The sequence below is a fragment of the Exiguobacterium sp. s149 genome (genome assembly GCF_018618395.1).
Taxonomy (GTDB): Bacteria; Bacillota; Bacilli; order Exiguobacteriales; family Exiguobacteriaceae; genus Exiguobacterium; species Exiguobacterium chiriqhucha.
In genome coordinates this window covers 1-228 of the sequence record NZ_JACSLZ010000029.1, presented here as the reverse complement: position 1 = coordinate 228, position 228 = coordinate 1, and the positions used below count along the sequence as shown (strand labels likewise).

The window sequence follows — 228 nt, the reverse complement described above, 5'->3', positions numbered from 1 at the left end:
ACGTGTGGAGCTGAATGATACTAATCGGTCGAGGCTTTGATCTAGTCTAAGGTTTGTGTGAATTGATGAGTCTTCAGTTTTGAGAGAACAATCTCTTAAAATATATTGACGTTATGACTAAATAATGTTAATATAATACTTGTCTGGTGGCGATAGCGAAGCGGCCACACCCGTTCCCATGCCGAACACGGAAGTTAAGCGCTTCAGCGCCGAAAGTAGTTGGGGGTC

1 rRNA gene is annotated in these 228 nt (G+C 43.4%); it reads left to right on the top strand.

Going from position 1 to position 228, the window contains the following annotated elements:
• Positions 1–142 precede the first annotated feature (142 nt).
• Positions 143–228: ribosomal RNA gene (gene rrf, locus KNP81_RS15185) — 5S ribosomal RNA — on the top strand; the annotation flags it as partial.